The sequence below is a fragment of the Fibrobacterota bacterium genome (assembly GCA_019509785.1).
Classification (GTDB): domain Bacteria; phylum Fibrobacterota; class Fibrobacteria; order UBA11236; family UBA11236; genus Chersky-265.
This window is the reverse complement of record JAEKLQ010000073.1, coordinates 1-18,117: the sequence shown is the minus strand read 5'-3', so window position 1 is coordinate 18,117 and position 18,117 is coordinate 1. Positions and strand designations below refer to the sequence as shown.

The following is an 18,117-nucleotide window of genomic DNA, read 5'->3' as shown; positions in this document are numbered from 1 at the left end:
GGGCCCGATTAGCTACTTTTGCGCGCCATGGATGCGATAAAGACGCCATTGGAAGGATTGCTTTTGCTCTCCCCGAAAGTCTTCCGGGACGACCGCGGCTGGTTCCAGGAAAGCTATAACCGCTCCGCCTTCGAAGCGGCGGGCATCCGGGATGCCTTCGTGCAGGATAACCACAGCGCTTCGATGCGCGGCACCTTGCGCGGCCTGCACTTCCAAACCCATCCCGGGCAGGCCAAGCTCATCCGCTGCACCCGCGGAAAAATCTGGGACGTCGCCGTGGACATCCGCCCATCCTCGCCGACCTTCGGCCAGCACTACGGCGCCGAATTGGACGATGCCGGAATGATGCAGGTATTCATCCCCGTCGGCTTCGCCCATGGTTTCCTGGTGCTCTCCGAGACCGCCGAAGTGCAATACAAATGCTCCAACCTCTACAACCCATCCACCGAAGCCGGCATCGCCTGGAACGACCCCGACCTCGCCGTCGCCTGGCCCCTCCAAGGCATCGTCCCCATCCTCTCCGAACGCGACAAGAAAAACCAATCCTTCCACGAATTCAAGCGCAAGCTCCTAACCTGATCGAAAAGCACCTCGCCCCCCAGGGATAAACCCACAGAGCGCGCGGGCAATTAGGCCGCGTCCAGTCCGCGCGGAGTCCTCCACGTGCCCGTGGCCTCCCATGGCCCGCGAAGCGCGGACGGGGTTGGGCCTGGATCGCGCGTTCCGCGGGGTAGGGCGGGTCTGGGGGTCCGGTCCGCCGAGTTGCGAGCGCACACGGGCTGGAGAAGGGTTCAGATCCAGGGGACGGCCAGCCCGCTGCAGCCGGCGAGAGACATACACCTTGGTTCAGCGGGCGTCCCTTCTCCAGCCCGTGAACAGACCGCCTCTGCGATGAGTGAGCATCCGAGGCGGAACGGACCCCCGGCCCTGCCCGGGACATGCAGCCGCGCGCTCCAGGCCAAACCCCGACCGCGGACCGCAACCCCATGCGGACGCCCGAATCCAAAGCGCGGAAGGACCTCAAGCGACGGCCCGACGCGCCCAGAAAACTATTCCGCGATCTCCACGGTCAACCCGTCGAAGGCCGCCCGCATCCCCGCGGGCAGCATCCGCTCCAGCTCCTCATGATCGAAATCGTGGGTCATGTGGATCATGAAAGTGCGCCGGGCGCCGATGCGCCGGGCATAGGCCACGGCCTGATCGTAAGAAAGGTGGGTGGTATGCGGGCGCGGGCGCAGGCAGTCCAAGGCCAGCACGTCCAGTCCCTGGAGCAGTTCCAGGGTGGCTTCGGGGATGACCGTTACGTCGGTGATGAACGCGAAATTGCCGACCCGGAAGCCGAGGATGGGCTCTGGCCCGTGCATGACCGGAAGGGGGGTAATCGTCCAGTTACCTTGGCGGAAGGGTAGGCCGGCCGGGCGCAATTCGTATTGCGGCACGCCGCCGCCGTAGGCCTTGCGATTATCGAAGGCATAGGAGAACCGCTGGCGGACTTCATCCAAGGTGCGCATGTCGGCATAGATGGGCATGGCTTTGCCGCTAGCCTGGGAAAAGATGCGCAGGTCGTCCATGCCCGAGGCGTGGTCGCTATGCGCGTGCGTTAGCAGGACGAAGTCGAGATGCTTGAGGCCGTTGGCCAGGGCCGCGGTCCTGAATTCGCTCGATACGTCGATCACGGCGGAAAGTCCGCGCGGGATTTCTGGCGGCGGGGAAGGGGCGTCTTCGGGAGCCGTCCCGCGGGCCCTTTCGGAAAGGTCCCGGCCGACATGGGGGGGGCCTTCGTGCAGCCAGACGCCGATGCGGTTACGGCGGTTCTTGGGATTGGGGGAGGTGCAGACCTGGCAGGCGCAGCCGATCACGGGAATGCCATGGGAAGTGCCCGTGCCGAGGAAGGTGACCCGCATGGGAAGAATATAATTACCGTCCCCGGGGCCAACGAATCGAGTTCGCCCTCGCGGCCCTGCCGTGGCCGCGCGCACCGATGCGGCCGCCCGGCACTCTTATGCTTCCCTTCGCGGCGGCGCGGGTCGCGTCGCCGGAAAGGAGCTGAAGATGAGCGTGATCGGGATGGCTTGCGGGAACGGATTCCGGGTGGCGATGGCGCTGGCTTGCGCCGGCTTTTGGGGATGCATCCAGGATGGAGGAAAAGGCGCGGCCTCAATCGGGGCGGGAGCCGGATTGCGGTTGTCCTTGGCCCCGGCCGCGTTGTTGAAGTCGCAAGCGGAGCCGGTTCCGGAAATCGATTCGTTGCGGATCCGGATTACGGGCGAGGACATGGCGCCCATCGAATTCGCGCGCGGCGGCGATTCCCTGACGGTGGATTTGGAAGGATTGCCCGCCGGCGACGATCGTTTGGTGAGCGCCTGGCTGTTCCGCCAAGGGAAGGTTCTTTACATCGGCAAAGGCCAATTCCCGTTCCGGCGCGAGGCGCGCCTGGAAGCCTCGTTGCGCTGCGATCCGCAATTCTCCCGCGTGGTTTCGCGCTTCCACCTGCCCGTCGGGCTGCCGACGCCGATACGCGGGGGCCGATTGACCCTGAAGGGAACGGCGGGGGAGTATTCGGCGGACCTGGAGGTGCAGGACGAATTCGGTTCTTTCCGCGTGGACGAGGTGCCGGGGGACGTCCGCTACATGGTCTCGATGACCCTGACCGATAGCGCCGGCCGCCGGTTGTACGGGGCCGAAAGGGCGGATGTGCTTTTGCCCTTGGGGGAAGAGGCCAATTGGGATCTCACCCTGCTGCCTACCGAAGCTTCCGCGGGTTTGTCATTAGGGCTGGCGGCACCGAAGCAGGCATTGGTACGGACCGGTTTCCCCGCTACCCGTCGCGCGCCGCTCCATGCCGGGGAAATCGTGGTTTCGGGATTCTATGCCGCGCCTGCGGAGAAGGATTCGGGTTCGCTAGGCGAATGGTTTTCGATCTTCAATCGCAGCGCGGATACCTTATCGCTTTCCGGGTGCCGCTTGGGCCGGGACCGGGGCGCGGGAGCCACGCGGTCCTACGCGTTTCCGGCGGAGACGTATTTGTCTCCCGGAGGCTCGTTGGTATTCGGCCGGCCGGCCGCGCGGGCCGATTACGCCTATACGGATTTCTCCCTGGTGAACACGGCATCGTCCCTGCTGCTTCTGTGCGCGGGGGATTCCCTGATGCTGGACAGCTTACGCTATTCTTCCGTCGCTGCGGATTCCGCCAGCGCGCTTCCCATGAAGGACGGATGGATAACGAGGCTCTCGGCGATGGCGGTAAGCCAAAGGGCCAAGCCGGAAGCCTGGTGCCTGGCGCGCCCGGAAGCGGGTCCGCCGGGGGAATTGGCGGACTGTACTCCTTAGTCGGTGTTGGGAGTGGATGCGGCGCCCTGGATCATGCCTTTTTGCAGGAAGCCGATGCCGAATCCGAACACGCCATAGAGGAGGAGCATTCCGTACAGGAACTCGGGAATGATCATGCCGAATCCGCAAATGTATCCGACCAGGATGAGGACGATTTGGACGAGATTGAAAAGCTTGTTCTTACGCGATACGAGCTTGGGCAGGTAAAGCGGGCTGACCATGAGGATGCCGGCGAAGATGAGGAGCAGGGGGAGGATGAGCAGGCTGCCCGGCATGCGGCCCGCCAGTCCGTGCTTGGCGTAGAGGATCACGCTCATGGAGATGAATCCGCCCGCGAAGGTGGAAGGCAGACCGTGGAAATAGTTGACCAACTCCTCGGAATCGATGGCGTTGTAGCGCGCCAACCGCATGGAGGCGCAGAGCATATACACGGAGACCGAAACCAGCATGAGGGGGCGGTGGCTGGCGAACCATTCGTAGTCCAGGGTTTGCAGGTAGAAATACACCAGGAATCCGGGTGCGATGCCGAAGGCGGCCATGTCGGCGAGGGAATCGAATTGGGCCCCGAAGTCGGAGGACGCCTTGAGGATGCGGGCGGCGAAACCGTCCAGCTTGTCGAAAAGCACGCACCAGATGATCATCCAGGATGCCAGGATAAGCGGAGCCTTCCCGAAGCCGAGGATGGGGCGTCCCGGATCGGGGCTGGTGAAGGTTTCGTGCATGACCATGATCGAGAAGATCCCGAGCATGAAGTTGAGCCCGGTGAACAGATTGGGAACCAAGTAGCGGGATTTGACCATGCCCAATAGATAAAAATTCGTAGGGCGGTATTGCGGAAATTGTGCGGATGGGCGGCTTTAAGGGGTCTCTTAATTCGGGAAGCCCAGGATGAAATTGTCCAAGGTCCCGATGAACACCGAGTTGCCGAACAGGATGGGGCTGCCGGGAAGATCCGGTAGCTTGTATTTCAGGATCAATTCATGGTTGAAGTTCCGCTTTTCTAAGGCCGGTTCGGTGGTCCCGATCCAATAGCCATGATCGAAGACGGTGGGCCGGTTGAACAGATAGGACTGGATGCGGACTTCGGAGAGGATGGCGCCCGTCTGCGCTTGCACGCAGGCCAGCTTCTTGGAAGCGGTGGTGACCACCAGGGTATTGTCGCGATTGCCGGAGAGGCTGAAAATCTGTTCCCCGAAATCGACGGACCAGGCGACCGCCTGCTTGTTCCGATCGACCGCCACCAAGGTCCCCTGGCTGTACCCGGCGTAGATGAAGTCCTTGTTGGAGAAGGTTTCGGTGATGGTCCCGGCGGGCAGGCGGGCCTGCCATAGGACCTTTCCCGAGGCGGGTTGGACCGCGAAGTAGTGGCCTTCCAGGTCGATGACATCGAGGTAGTCGGCGGTGCGTGACTTGCCCAGGTAAAGGCCGCTTTGGCCCAGTTGCCTTTCCCAACGAAGGGTGCGATCGGGCAGGCCCATGAAGGAAAGGCCGCCGTACCAATCGCTATATACGATTCCGCCGCCGAGCGCTTGCGCCTGGCAGACCGGATTCTTGAGGGGGATTTGCCCGAGGCCCCCCGATCCCGAGGACGGGGATAAGAGATAGATGCGCGAAGGGCTGCTGACGCAGAGGGTGTCGTTCTTCCAAAGCGCGACCTTCATATCCAGCTCTTCCGAGAAGCGGAAGGAGTTGAACAATTCCCCCGATTCGTGGTTGAGCAGGACCAAGGTTTGGTTGTCGTTCTCCAGGTAGAAGGACAGGTCTTTGTGGGGGACCAGATTGGGATAGAACTTGGGGCCGTATTGGCGTTTCCACACCCAGTTGGCCCCCAAATTCCCGGAGAGCGCTTTGAGCACGGGACCGTTGGACCAGCTGGGGGTGGCCTGCGAGCGGGCGGCTTCGATCCAGGCCTGGGTTTGTTGGCTACGGGGCGCTCCGGTCAGCCGCAACGCATCGGCGCGCAGGCGCCAGGCTTCGCCGTTGCCGGGCTCGAGGGTCAGGACTTGGCTCAGGGCGCCGAGGGCCCCCTTCCAATCCTTCTCCGCCTCGCGGGCCCGGAAGTCCATGAATTTGAAGCCGTCGGAATTGCCGGTTACGCGCAAGAGCCCGCGATTGAGCTTGATGCGCCTTCCGTCGGGGAAATGCAGGGCGAGCCATTCTTCGTTGGGAAGCAAGGCGGGCTCATGATCCCAGCCGAACTCGTAGCTCCATTGCGGCTCGCCGCGCGAGTCGAAGGCCGCTACGGACTGGGCGAAGGTGGTCGCGAACAAGGCGTCGCCGAAAACGGCGAGTTGGCTGGCTTGGGCTTCCCGCTGCCAATCCAGATGGCCGGTGGGGAGATCATAGGCCTTGATCTGCCCTTTGGCGGTGACCAGGTAGGCCCGGTCCCCGCCCAGGACCAATTTTTCTTGTAGCAGGCCGGGCATGGCCCACTTGACCGTTTCGAAGCCCGGGGCCTTGCGGACCTCGAAGCGATCGATGTAACGCACGGCCAGGTACTCGCCCTGCCAAGCCACCTGTAAGGCTTTGTCCGAGATGCCGGGCAAAGGCTTTAGGGATTTCTTGCGGAAGTCGGCCAGGTAGATTTGGTTGTCCGCGCATTGCAGGATGCCGCGCGGCGTGCGATCGGGGGCGGCGGTCCACACGCAGCCTTCCTGTTCCAACGGGGTCTCCCAGGCCAGCTTGCCGGCGCGGAATACGCGCAGCGAACCGGAACCGACCAGGAGGAAGGCGTCGCTTTCGCCCGCGAGCAAGGCGCCCGCATCGATACGCGGGCCCGCCGCGACCTCGGCCCTGGGCTTATCCGAGGCGTCATCCCCCAGGGGCAGGAGGGCCACGCGCCGGGATTCCTGGTTCAGCACCAGCACCCGTTCGGGATCGGCGTCCAACACTTCTTCCCGCCCCGTGAGGCGGAGATCGAAGGGGTGGTAGTCGGCGTTTTCGTCCTGCCAGCCGAGTTCCTTGGAGCGCTCCCATTGGCCGTCGGGAGGGCCACGGAACTCCAGGGCATAGACCGTGCGCTTGCCGCGCAGCGCCGGGAAAATATGCGAAGGTCCCGATCCCGCGGATGCGTCCGAGACCGCGGGACGGACCGACGACGGATCCATGGCCAATAGCCGTTTGAACAGCCAGAGCTTTTCCGGGGCTTGCAGCCCGCGTCCGTTGAGGGCCGAACGATAATACTCCGCGGCGGGTGCGGCCGCTCCGGAGCGATCCAGGATACGTCCGAGCAGGAAGCGCGCCTGGGTCAGGATTTCCTCGTTTCGCGATCCCGCCAACAGGGCCTGCAAACGCTTGCTCGCCGCTTCCGGATTGCCTTCCATGCGGAAGAGGTGCCGGGCGGCTTCGATCTCCAATTGCTCGGAGTTAAAGCCCAGATCGCGGTCCTGGGCGCGTAGCGGAGCGGCCGGAAAGCAAAGCGCAACCGCCAGAACCAGGGCCGGGAAAGGGAATCGTTTCATGCCTGGGGATCGAATTTATAGCCCACGCCGCGCACGCTCTTGATGTGGACCGGATTCTCCGTGTCGGTTTCGATCTTCTGGCGCAATTTCACGATCTGGTTGTCCACGGTGCGCGTGGTGGGCATGTTGTCGGGTGAATAGCCCCAGATGGCTTGCAGCAAATCCTCGCGGGTAACCACCTCCCCTTTGCGCGCGGAAAAATATTTCAGGATCTGGAATTCCTTGGCCGACAGTTCCATAGGCTTGCCCCCGCGGGAGGCTTCGTACTTGCGGAAATCCACATGCACGTCGGCGAATTCCAGCACGTCGGGGGAAGGCGAAGGGCCGGCGGCGGAATCCTGGTTCACGCGCCGCAACATGCTTTTGACCCGGGCCATCAGCTCGAACACCGAGAAGGGCTTGGTCACGTAATCGTCCGCGCCGATCTCCAGGCCCTGGATCTTGTTGATCTCCTCGTTCTTGGCGGTAAGCATGAGGATGAAGGTCTGGGGGTGCGACTTGCGGATGAAACGGGTGACGTCGTACCCGTTGGCCTTCGGCAGCATCAGATCCAGGATGACCAGGTGAGGCTGGAAACTCTTCACCTTCTCCATGGCTTCTTCGCCGTCCAACGCGACGTCGACGGAGAACCCTTCGATCTCGAGCAAGTCGGCGAGCCCCAGGCGGATGGCCTCTTCGTCCTCCACGATCAGGATCTTATGCATCGGTATCCCCTTCGATTCCCGGTTTGGCCCGATCCGCGCGCCGGGCCGCCTTGCCTTTGAAGAACGTAATGATCATTTCGGTCCCTTCCCCCAACTTGCTATTGGCCTTGATCTGCGCGCCATGGGAGTCCAGGATCTGCTTCACGATGGCGAGCCCCAGGCCGCTGCCTTTGGTCTTGCGGGTCATCTCGTCCCCGGCGCGGTAGAACTTGTCGAAAATATGCTTCAAATCCGCCCCGGAGATCCCGATCCCCTGATCCTTCACGCGCAGTAAGGCCCGGTCCGGGCCGCTCTCGAGACGCACTTCCACCGAGGTTCCCGGCTTGCCGTACTTGAGCGAATTCTCCAGCAGGTTCTGCACCACCGAACGGATGGAGTCGAAGTCCCCGCGAATGACGCTGCCCGGATCCAGATTCAGGATCAGGCGGATGCCCGCCTTATCGAAAGCGGCCGCCATCAGGCCCGCTACCTCTTGCACCGCCTTGGCCAGATCCATGTCGGTGAAATCGAGCTTGGACCGGTTTTCCTCCAGGCGGGTGAAATCGAGTATGCCCTCGATCATCCCGTGCAGGCGCATCGCCTCCTCGCCGATGAGGGACGCGTAACGTTTCCGCTTGTCCTCCTGGGTCTGCCGCCCGCTCTCCAGGATTTCCGCGAACATGCGGATGGCCGTCAGGGGGGTCTTGAGCTCATGGGAGACCGCCGAGAGGAAGTTGGACTTCATGCGCACCAGGCGGCGTTCGTTCCGCAAACCTTGCAGCACCGAGAAGCTGCCGATGAGCAGGATGGCCAGCGAGAAGGCCACCAGGGAATAGAGCAGGGTAAGCTTGCGCCGGCCCAGGGCGATCACCTCGCTGTCCTTCATCTTGAAGATGACGAGCTTCCAGGCCGGGAATTCCCCGGCCAGGTTGCGTTCCATGGCCACCTTGCGATCGCTGAGGGAATCCGTGGTCAACACCACTTGATCCCGGGCTGAGACGAGGGCGAAGGCCATGGCCTTCCACGCGCTCTTCTTGGATTGCAGGATTTCGGTTTGCACCGCTTCGTTGAACACCGATTCGTTCAAGCGCGCGATCACCCGCGTCTCCCGATCCAGCCAGGGGTACCCGATGATCAGGTAGGGTATGCCTTCCAGGTATTCGATCTGGATGGGGTTCTGGGAATCCAGGGCTTGCGCCCGCATGAGCTGCTCCGGCGGGACCTTCCACTCCTGCCCGATGAACTCCGCGTTCACGAGATAGATCTCCGCCTTCTGGTGCACGGACCAGAAGTAATCGCGGATTTCCCTAGGCAGGGTTTCCACCGAGGTGAGCAAGTTGACGGTTTCGCCGAGGTAGAACTTGACCTGGTGGTAGCTGGAGAATCCGTTGCCGCGCAGCAAGGCTTGGATCAGTTCGCGCCCGCGCGTGACCGCCTCTTCGGTGAGGTTGAGGGCGATCAGGCATTTGATTTCCACCAGCCATAGTCCGTAGCGGTATAAGGAGCCCGCGCGGGTCGAAAAGAGGGTATCGGACGCGTGCGAGAAGGCGCGGATCATGCGCACGGCATGCAGGTAGCGGCCCGCCCGGTATTCCGCCTGGATGGTTTCGACGGCTTCCTGCGCGCGCGGCGGCAGATCCAGATCTTCGAAGCTGGCTTGGGCCGGGACCGGGGCCGGCGCCGGGATCATGGCCACCGGGGCGGCTTCCACCGCGGGTCCGGCGATTTGCTGCGCCTGGGCGGGCGCGGGAGGCAGGCTATCGCCATAGGCCAAGCGGCGCGGGAAAACCATATCGTCGCCGCGGAAGATGGCCAACGATTGCACCAGGGGATTCTCGAGCAGGTCGGTTCCCAGGAACAGGTAATTGTCCGGCGTGGACGATGAGCTGGAGCGTTGCAATTGCTCCTGCAGGCGCGCTAAGCGTTCGGCCTTGGTCTTGTCGAGCACGCCTTGCACTGCGTCGGCGAATTCCTCATTGCGGTTTTCCAGCGACTTCTCGATCAGGATGCGCTCGTCCTTGACCGTGCGGAAGCTCCAACCCCAAAAGCACGTGCTCCCCCAGTTCCCGGTAGATGAAATTCCGGGCGAAGGGGAAATCGTAGACCTCCAGGCACAGTAGCACCATGGTCAGTACGATAAACGTAACGAAGAATCCGATCACGTAGTACAACAGGAAAAACACCACGCGCCTGGGCTCTTGCGTTTGCCTGTCGATGGCCACCGCGTACATGAAGTTGAGGAGGAAGGTCGTCATAGGCGAGAACCGCGCCGGTCATGCGCCCCGTGAAGCACATCTTGATCCGGGACGGGATTCCCATGGAAAACTATAAAATGCCGATGCTTCGGCCTATACGGGGGACGATTAAAGGACGGCGCTTTGCACGATCACGGCGTAATCGCCGCGGTTGATGATGCCCGGCAGCAGGTCCCGGATCAGGATGGTGGAGGATTTGTCCCCCGCATGGACCACGATCCCGTCCCCGAGCACCTTGTCGGTGATTTTCCCGCCGGAGCGGTTGAGGAATAGGACCATGTCGCCCGGCCGATATCCTTTACCCGCGCCGCGGTCTACGATGGCGTAACCATAAGGTTGCGGAAATTGCTGATCGGCGGCCACCCAAACCACTTGCGAAGCCAGCTTCCCGTCGGTGGCGACCTGGTAGGACGTGGCGGCCACTTCCGGAGGGGATGACAGGGGACAGGCGCGGGTGCTGCGCGAGACGGTTCCGTAGCATTTGACCAGCCTGGCGGTCGCGCTTTTGCGCCCGACCCGCATCACCTCGACGATGCCGTTGGTTTCGATCAACCGGCCCAGTCCCCGGCCGGATCCGTAGGTGCGGTAGGCTTCGCCGACCTCGTAAGTCCGATACAGATCGCCCGCTTTCACTCCCGCGTCCTGGCCCGCCTCGAGGACCACCTCATCGAACATTTGCAGGATCTCCGATTCGTTGGAAGAGCTGTACGTGAGCCTGCATTCGCCCGGGAAGAAGGCTCCCCGCGAGGGCTCGGCCAGGATAGGGGCGATCAGCGCGATGGATTGCGAGAGGTAATGCTTCATGGGGCCTGCCTGGACGGGCTTGGGGGCGTCCAGGGGGGCGAGATCTTCTTTTTCATCCGGCATCAGCGGCCCGACCTTCTTCAGGTAGCCGCGGGTACGCCTCTCCTCGCTCGCCCGCCAATCATTCCTCGGCTTGGCCGATTTCGCCGTCTCCATTTCGCCCGATCCCGATTCCTGCGTTTGTGCTTTTCGTATCGGTTGCATTCCGACCGGCAGGCCGACCTGGGGATCTAAGCTCCAGATGCTGGGCCATTGCAGCGGATCCTTCAAATGCGGCTTGCTGATCTCGTACAAGTTGTGCGAAACCTTGCCGAGGGCGTTGTCCTGGGCGCGCGTGGTCGGCGAAAAGGAGAGGACGGCTGCGGCGACCAAGAGGGGAGAACAGGTTTTCAGGAAAGGCATCGGCCAACCTCGCTTGGGTTTTTAGGCCCGTATGGGCCGTTCAATCATCCTCCACTCGACCCATGCGGCGCAACCCCTCTTTGCTCGGGAAAGCCCTACCTGACTTTTCCAGGGAAGTGGAGGGATTTGGGGTCCTTCCATGGGCGCGACGGATCCCCTAGGGAAGCCTGCGCAGGTAGTACTCCATTCAGCCTGGAATGCGGGTCGGCGGACGGTTCTGCGGCGGGGTTGTTAAGGGTTTTCCTTACGGCATGTTTTGCCGCTTTTGTGACGGTTTCGCGAACCGTTCATCGAGGGGTTTCGCGGGCGGTTTAACCCCTTGAAAAAATACGGGCTTACGGCTTCCGCCCGGTACGATTGGATCACGTCCCTAAAACGGAGGTTCAGATGTACAGCCTGAACAGTTCCAATCAACAACCCTTTCACACCACCGGGCAGGTGGCGAAGGCGCTACGCGTCTCCGTCTCCACCCTTAAGCGTTGGCTGGAGGAGAATCCCGCGCTCGCGGGATTCCGCACCAACTCCAGCGGCTGGCGCTTGTTCTCTCCAGAAGAGATCGAGCTACTCCGCGAGCACCAGCGAAGGCGCAAACGCGAAGGCAAAACCTTCAAGCCCGATACCCTGAGGCCGGTCAACGATGAGTAAAGCACTCGTCTTGCTCGTATCGGCCGGACTCCTCGCACAGACGTGCATGGCCGCGCAAATGCGATCCCGCGCCGAATCGGTGCCGGGGATGCAAGCGTCCAACACCGTCGGGCTCGGGGACATCTGGCTTACGGGCGGATTGAGTTCGTACTTCCGCATCCGGCCGGTCGCCAACGACGTGCTCGCGAAGCAAGTCGACACGGTTTACCGCGATGATTTCCGCCTGCTGTACGGGTCGGGAAATCGTCTGCAGCGTGAACTCGTGATGGTGCCCGAAGTGGGCGGGATCATCGGGCTCGCGAACTTCCTGCACCTGGAGGTGTCCGGCGTTCCCTGGGACGGGGAAAAGCTGGGCGCCGCCACGGCGCGCCTGCAACTGACCATGCCGGGCAACGACAACCTGCGCGTGTTCGGGTTCGGTGTGGCATTGAACGCGACCTTGTCGACGGAAGAGGACATCTATTCCCGCGGGGAGACCACGCCGGGATTCGATCCTTTGTTGTTCTTCACCGTCATGGCGGATCTGGATTGGATCAAGGTGATGCCGACCCTCCCGCTGAAGTGCTACTTCAATTATTCCAACTTGGACGACTACACGCTGGCGCATGCATATACGCAGCACCGCATCGCATTCGCCGCAGAGTACAAGGGCAACCGGAAAGGCTATTGGGCGCGGGTTTCGACCTTGCTGTACCGCCCGCTGGCCACCCGTTTCAATCCCGACCCGTCCAAAAGCTTCCTGGCCCCGTTCTACGAAATGGGCGTCGGATACCGGACCATGCTGGGCAATCGCATCAGCTTCACCGCCGAAGCCAGCCTGGATCCGCTGCATCCGATCTCCTTCTACGATCGGGCGGCGAGCAAGCCTCCGCGCATCGCCATCGGGTTCCAATCCCCGCTGGTATACAACGAAACCCGCGCCGAGGCCATCCGCGCCCTCATCTTCAACGACGAGGAGCGCAAGCGGCTGCGCCTGGCCGCGGCCAAGAATCCCGGGCCGAGGGCGACCGCGAAGGATTCGGCCGCCGGACCCGCGGGGCTGAAGCTCGACGAGATCAGCCTGGAGGAACGCAAAGCGGTGACACCGTCCAAGGACGACATGCAGGGCGTCCTGGACGACGACCAGGATAAGGCCGTGGAGAAGCGTAAGCAGATCCGCGGCGAGTTGAAGCAGATCGAGGACTTGTTGCAATGAAGAACGCGTTGCTCATCGCCCTATTGGGATTGGCCCAGGCCGCCTTCGGCCAAACCTTGCGTTCCCGCCAGGACGGGCTGCAAACATCCATGTCCTCCTCGACCGCGGGGGCGGGCAACCTGCATCTGGCGATCTATGGCCGCTCCTTCCTGTGGGACAACGCGGCGGCGCAGAAGATCCCGCCCATCTTGCCGCACGTGGAATTGAACTACGGCCTCACCGATTACCTGGACGTATCCGGCGGCCTCAACGCCCTTTCTTACGTCCTCCAGCCCGGGTTCATGTACGCGCGCGCCAAGCTGACGACGCCGGACAACAAGTCCTTACGATTCCTGGGGCTCGCCGAGACCGCCGAGCTGCGCAAGGTGATGATGGACAACTTCCCTTCCAACGGCTTCCGCGTGAAAACGGAAGGGTTCGGGCCCGAGGGTTTCATCCTCGGCAACGACCAGACCATCACCTCGTGGAAGTTCACGACCTCCGCCGATCTGGAGTTGATCCGCATCTCTTCCTGGCTGCCCTTCAAGCTGTACGGGAACCTGGCCTGGGAAGGCGAATTCGCTTCTTACGTGAACGACGACAATGCGGCGCGCGTGAAGGCGGGCAAACGCAAGGTCCAGATCCCGGATCAGGATTTCTCCACCCTCCCCATGTCCCTGGGGGTGGAAATGAAAACCTATAGCACGGACTTCTTCGCCGAAGTCGAGGCCCAGCCATTTACGGTCCAGATCATGAAAAAGATCCGCGGGGATCTATACGGCCGGGAACTTGGCGATTGGAAGCGCTTCTACGTGGTAGGCAAGACCTTCGACGTGAATATCCGCGAGACGCCGGTCTACGTCAACGCCGGCGCCAAGCTGAAATACAAGAACGGGCTGGAACTGCAAGGAGGCATGGCCTGGCTTTTGAGTTCGGATCGCGGCCCCGAACTGGGGCCTTGCAGCGCCGTGGACAATCCTTGCCAAGCGGGCGCGACCGACGGGTATTCGCCCTTCTTCCCCCAGTGGAAGGTGTTCTGGCAGGTCCGCTATCCGCTTTGGTTCACCCAGCCCTCGAGCGAGCTGTACCGCTCGTTCCTGCTGAAACGCTACCAGGACAAGCGCAAGCGCGTGAACCTGGACGAGACCTTGTCCAAGCCCGCGGTCGATGCCGAACAGCTCGACGCGGCGGAAAGAAAGAGGCGATTGGAAATGAGACGCAAGGAGGCCGATGGCAAAGCCGTCGATCTCAACTAGGATGCTTCGGCCGCTGATGCGGCTGCTGCTCCTGGTCCTTATAACCGTCCTTTGCGCTCCCGCCGGCGGCAGCCCCGGACCGAACACGCCCTCCGCTTCCGCGGATAAGGCGCTTTGGTCCCGGGCCGACGCCATGGCGAACCGGCTGCGCGAAGAACGGCGTAAATTACGTCTCATCTCGGAAGAGCTGGAACGCCTGGGCTATATGGGCGAGGACTTCCGCGACCTCCAGCTCTACCCGACGCCGGTGACCCATCTGGGCCCGGAGGACGACGTCCGCCTCGATCGCATGATCGAAGGCCTGGAGAAGAAGCTGGCTTCCACCCGCAAGCGCGTGGCGGAGCTGGAAAAGCCTCTGGACGACGCCTTCTTCATCTCCAAGGAAATGCTCCAGGAAACGCCCAACCGCGATATGGTGGACCTGCTGATGAAGGATAACGTGGATCGCATCGCGCGCCTGGTGACGGTGCAGCGCGAACTCAACAAGCGTTGGAACGAGGCTTTCGCCTTGTTGGCCGAGTACCGTATGCGCATCGGGCTCTCCGCGGCGGGAGCCCAGGCCGGCCTCATCGAAGAGGATTTCTTCAAGGTCCTGATGGCCAACACCGGACGCGCTTCGCAAAGGTTCTACGGCGAGCTGAACGATTACAAGGATTCCCTGGCGGCGCGCGCCGGCAAGCCGGAATGGGAAAAGATGGCCAACCTGGATCTGGCCCGCATCAAGGGCCGCCTCGCGGGCAAGTCCATCGAAATGGTGCAAGCGGATCTGGAACGCCTTAGCGGCCGTTTCCAAGGCCGCATTTCCATCGGGAAGATCGATTATTGGCTGGGCGCGGGCTTCATGGTGGATGGCAAGCCCCTGAAGGCGGCCCAGGCTTACGCCCGGGTCGGCGCCGATAGCCGCATGTACGGACCGGCCTGCCTCGGCGTGCTGCAGGCCTTGTTCGAATCGCGCCAGGACGATTCCGTCCTGGCGAAGTACGCCGCGTTCATGGCAACCAATGCCCTGGACGGCAAACTCTTCCCGCCCGCCCGCTACCTCGCGGTCCAAAGCGCCTACGCCCTGGGCCGCGACTCGACGCTGGAGAAAATCATGGAGGCCGACGGGGCCAAGAACGGGCATTGGTTCAAGTCGCTCTTCGTATACGCCAAATCCCTGGTGCGGCAGAAGCGCACGGCCGCGGCCCGCGGGGTGCTGACGACCTTGGTGAGCGAATCCCAGCTCGATAAGCGCCTCCATGGCGAGGCCGAATTGGCGCTGGCCCATTTGAACTATGAGGAAGGCCATTACGAACAAGCCTTGAAGGGCTACCAGAACCTGCTGGATCAGGAGGGCTTCCAGGCCGAGGCCCTCTTCGGGATGGTGTGGAGCAATATCCGCATGGGCGATTTGGACGCGGGCGAATTCATCCTTAAGAAGCTGATCGCCCAGTATCCCGACAACCCGTGGGCCATCGAGGGATTCAACGTCCTCATCCGCAAGGTGATGCTGCGGGCCAAGAGCGAATGGGACTTCCGATTGCAGGTGGATAAGCAGTCCGATCTGCTCAAGGAATTGGGCAGGAAGCTGAAAGCGCGCGAGGACGGCAAGTTGATCTCTCCCGAACAGGCGGAGGCGATCCGGGCCAAGCTGGAAAAGGCGAATACGGCCCTGGCCCGCCAAAAGCCGCTTTCGCCCGAAGCCATCGCCGGGCTTTACCAACAAGGCTTGGGCATGTGCGATTTCGTGGAAGCGCATTACAAGTCCGGCGAGTATTCGGATGCCACCTTCAACCAGGAGCGCGAGGCCGTATTGGCCAAGCTATCGGAAACCACGCCCGGCGACGCGGAGGCATCCTCCGCCGGCGCCGATACGCTCGGGTTCCGCATGCAGGTCAAGCGCAAGCTCTTCGAGAGCCGCGCCCTGGCCCTGGACATCCACGTGATGCATAAGGCTTGGTTGGAAGACCTCCTGAAGTATTCCCAGAAGAGCCTGAACCTGAAGATATCGGCCTTGAAGGGGGATACCGCCCTTTCGCGCAAACGCATCGAACTGGCGCGCGATTCCCGCAAGCTTGCCGACGATATTTCGGAGCGCCTGGCGGGCAAGTCCGACGAAATCCTACGGCGCATCCGCAACCTCTCCGAAGACCCGAATTCGGCCGGGATCATGGACTGGCTGCTCTTCCAGAAGGGATATCTCAATTACGGCCAGGAAGAGGATGGCCTGAAGAAGAGGCTGGCGGCTTATCAATGGGTGGAAGTCCAAGCGGGGGGGAAGCTCCCCGTGCCCCAAGCCGAACCCACGGTGGATCCGGACGCGTACGAGTTGCCTTGGCTGGAACTGATCGAGAAGTTCCCGGATTCCCCGTACCGTCCCGCGGCCTTGTATTACCTGGGCTATTCGCGCACCTTGCGCGGCGAGCCGAAGGCGGGCCTCAAGTACCTGGAAGAATTGGCCTCCAAGTACCCGCAGGCGCTCTACGCCCAGCAGGCGTTGATTTACATCGGCGAGTATTACTTCAACGACAACCAGCTCGAGAAGGCCGCCGAGGCCTACGACAAGGTGCTGGATTACGCCGATTCCAAGTACTTCGAGCAAGCCTTGTACAAGCTGGCGTGGACCCGCTACCGCGCCAACGCTTATAAGACCGCCATCAGCTCCTTCACCTTCATCCTGGAAGAGTCGGCGCACAAGGACGTTTCCTCCCAGGCCAAGTCGGTCCTGACCAGCGAAGCCTTGCAATTCGCCGCCTTGTCCATCGCCGAAAGCGACACCACGGGGGACGGAGGCCTGAAGCAAAGCAAGGCCTTCGCCGACAAGCTGGGCGACGCCCGCCTGGGCGCCAAGTTGCTCCATAGGATGGCCATCATTTATACCCAGGCGGGCCGGTTGGATCGGGCCAAACGCGCCCTGGAGGCCCTGATGAACGAATATCCTGATTACGAGCGCATGCCCGAGGCCATCATGGAACTGGCGCGCGCCTACGAGAAAGAGCAGAATTACCAACGCGCGGCGGAAGTACGGGAGAAGATTTTCCGCCTCTATTGCCGCAGCGGGGAATGGTACAAGAAGCTGGCCAAGCAGGACGCGCGCGATATCGCCGATTCGGTGAGCGAGCAAGCCATCGAATTGGTGGCCCGCCATTACCTATACGAGGCCAAGCAATTGGACGGCGCCTCGGGCGAAAACGCGCGCATGCGCGAGACTTATCTGCGCAAGGCCATCGATGCCTTCGAGACCTTCCTGCGCATCTATCCGGAAAATCCCAAGCTGCCCAAGTACGAATACCAGGAGGCGGAAGCCTACTACTCCCTGGAAGATTACGCGGCCGCCGCCAAGAAGTACATGCGGGTCTCGCGCATGGGCGATGACAAGCTGAAGAAGGCCTCGGCGTACAACGCCATCGTGGCCGCGCAGGAAATGCTGCGCAAGGCCGAAGAGGGCGGGGCGCCGAAGGGGGCGGGGGAGGGCGCCAAGATCCAGTTGGATGACGGGGCGGATGCGGGCAAGCGGCCGACCGATAAGATCGATGCGGCCCGGCAACGCGCGCTGGAACTCGGGAAGGCTCTCGAAGCGAAGAAGAAGAAGGGCGCCAATGGGAAGCGATAATCGGAAGGCGCGGGCGGGATCCCGGTTCCGGCTGGCCGCTTGGGCGGCCCTGGCCCTGCCGTTGGCCGGGTGCGCTGTCCTACGCGGTCATCATGCGGATGCGAAGCAGGACGCGGGCCCTCCCTTGGCGGAGGTGAAGCTGACCGCGGCGAAGGGCGATAGCGTCGGCACGGTGGACGCGGGGCTTAAGGGCCTGGATTCCACCAAGGCGCCTTCGGCCTACGCCAGCGATCTCTACCTACAGACCCTGGACAATTACCTGGCCGTTTCCCCGCAGGACGACAAGGTTCCCGAGATCCTCACCTGGAAGGGGAATCAATATTACACGCTCGGCGAATTCGAGAAGGCCCTGGCCCAATACGAGCAGGTCCGCAAGAAATACCCCGCCAGCGCCCAAGCCGGCGAGGCCGGCCAGATGGCCGCGCAATCCTACGCCCAGCTGGGCCGGCTGGAAGAGGCGGAGAAGACCTACCGGTCCATGCTCAAGGGGGATGACGCCGGATCCGTCGCCGAGG

14 protein-coding genes are annotated in these 18,117 nt (G+C 62.3%); 7 read left to right on the top strand and 7 right to left on the bottom strand.

Annotated elements, in window-relative coordinates; all coding sequences use genetic code 11:
- The first annotated feature begins 27 nt into the window (after positions 1 to 27).
- On the top strand, positions 28 to 579 hold the full coding sequence (rfbC, locus tag JF616_20535) for a dTDP-4-dehydrorhamnose 3,5-epimerase (protein ID MBW8890149.1): 552 nt from the start codon (positions 28 to 30) through the stop codon (positions 577 to 579).
- Between the two features lie 470 nt (positions 580 to 1,049).
- On the opposite strand, the gene JF616_20530 is transcribed toward rfbC, so the two are convergent.
- The gene (locus JF616_20530) at positions 1,050 to 1,904 is read right to left on the bottom strand and encodes an MBL fold metallo-hydrolase (GenBank protein ID MBW8890148.1); all 855 of its coding nucleotides are present in this window, start codon (positions 1,902 to 1,904) and stop codon (positions 1,050 to 1,052) included.
- A 61-nt stretch (positions 1,905 to 1,965) separates the two neighbouring features.
- Here JF616_20530 and JF616_20525 point away from each other — a divergent pair, with 61 nt between their 5' ends.
- Positions 1,966 to 3,330, top strand: coding sequence for a lamin tail domain-containing protein (locus JF616_20525; protein ID MBW8890147.1), 1,365 nt, complete (start codon positions 1,966 to 1,968; stop codon positions 3,328 to 3,330).
- Here JF616_20525 and JF616_20520 read toward each other — a convergent pair.
- The 6 genes from JF616_20520 to JF616_20495 all read right to left on the bottom strand — a co-directional run bounded on the left by JF616_20520 (position 3,327) and on the right by JF616_20495 (position 10,935).
- On the bottom strand, positions 3,327 to 4,130 hold the full coding sequence (locus tag JF616_20520) for a CDP-alcohol phosphatidyltransferase family protein (GenBank protein ID MBW8890146.1): 804 nt from the start codon (positions 4,128 to 4,130) through the stop codon (positions 3,327 to 3,329). The two genes, JF616_20525 and JF616_20520, sit on opposite strands and share 4 nt — an antisense overlap.
- Before the next feature lie 69 nt (positions 4,131 to 4,199).
- The gene (locus JF616_20515) at positions 4,200 to 6,791 is read right to left on the bottom strand and encodes a PQQ-binding-like beta-propeller repeat protein (protein MBW8890145.1); all 2,592 of its coding nucleotides are present in this window, start codon (positions 6,789 to 6,791) and stop codon (positions 4,200 to 4,202) included.
- A complete protein-coding gene (locus JF616_20510) occupies positions 6,788 to 7,495 on the bottom strand; it encodes a response regulator transcription factor (GenBank protein MBW8890144.1) in 708 nt (235 codons plus the stop codon). The genes JF616_20515 and JF616_20510 overlap by 4 nt, the downstream gene beginning before the upstream one ends.
- Positions 7,488 to 9,431, bottom strand: coding sequence for a hypothetical protein (locus JF616_20505; GenBank protein MBW8890143.1), 1,944 nt, complete (start codon positions 9,429 to 9,431; stop codon positions 7,488 to 7,490). Before JF616_20505 ends, JF616_20510 begins: the two co-directional genes overlap by 8 nt.
- A gap of 16 nt (positions 9,432 to 9,447) precedes the next feature.
- A complete protein-coding gene (locus tag JF616_20500; protein ID MBW8890142.1) occupies positions 9,448 to 9,729 on the bottom strand; it encodes a hypothetical protein in 282 nt (93 codons plus the stop codon).
- A 108-nt stretch (positions 9,730 to 9,837) separates the two neighbouring features.
- Positions 9,838 to 10,935 (bottom strand): hypothetical protein, encoded by a 1,098-nt coding sequence (locus JF616_20495; protein MBW8890141.1) that lies wholly within the window; start codon positions 10,933 to 10,935, stop codon positions 9,838 to 9,840.
- A 387-nt stretch (positions 10,936 to 11,322) separates the two neighbouring features.
- On the opposite strand from JF616_20495, the gene JF616_20490 reads away from it, so the two are divergent.
- The 5 genes from JF616_20490 to JF616_20470 form a co-directional block, all read left to right on the top strand.
- Entirely contained in the window at positions 11,323 to 11,580 is a 258-nt protein-coding gene (locus JF616_20490) for a MerR family transcriptional regulator (protein MBW8890140.1), read from the top strand.
- A complete protein-coding gene (locus JF616_20485; protein MBW8890139.1) occupies positions 11,573 to 12,775 on the top strand; it encodes a hypothetical protein in 1,203 nt (400 codons plus the stop codon). Before JF616_20490 ends, JF616_20485 begins: the two co-directional genes overlap by 8 nt.
- Positions 12,772 to 14,010: a hypothetical protein gene (locus JF616_20480; protein MBW8890138.1), complete on the top strand. Its 1,239-nt coding sequence runs from the start codon at positions 12,772 to 12,774 to the stop codon at positions 14,008 to 14,010. The genes JF616_20485 and JF616_20480 overlap by 4 nt, the downstream gene beginning before the upstream one ends.
- A 16-nt stretch (positions 14,011 to 14,026) precedes the next feature.
- Positions 14,027 to 17,602 (top strand): tetratricopeptide repeat protein, encoded by a 3,576-nt coding sequence (locus tag JF616_20475; GenBank protein MBW8890137.1) that lies wholly within the window; start codon positions 14,027 to 14,029, stop codon positions 17,600 to 17,602.
- The coding region (locus tag JF616_20470) for a hypothetical protein (GenBank protein ID MBW8890136.1) at positions 17,589 to 18,117 on the top strand (529 nt) is incomplete at its 3' end. The genes JF616_20475 and JF616_20470, both read left to right, overlap by 14 nt.